1 protein-coding gene is annotated in these 232 nt (G+C 38.8%); it reads right to left on the reverse strand.

The features are described from left to right. On the reverse strand, positions 1 to 232 hold a 232-nt coding region (locus COE25_RS26990; RefSeq protein WP_142354516.1), incomplete at both ends, for a transposase.

Here is a 232-nt window from a genome sequence, read left to right on the forward strand (position 1 = left end):
CTGGCCTTATGTAAAAAATCCATGACTCGATTGTTCCTTTTTCGGTCTAATGAAGTTAATCTTGTGCTGGTAAACTTCCCTTCCTTTGGTCCTTTTCCATTTCGAAGGATACTCATGTATTTCGCTCTTAATTTGTTATAATATTGATTGATCGATTTTAACCATTTGCCCTTGATAAGCAGAGGCTTTAGCCCCGTGTTATCGATGATAGTTGCCAGGTTATCTACGCCCA

Origin of the sequence: Bacillus sp. AFS031507, assembly GCF_002584635.1 — a bacterium.
In the GTDB taxonomy this organism is placed as follows: Bacteria; Bacillota; Bacilli; order Bacillales; family Cytobacillaceae; genus Neobacillus.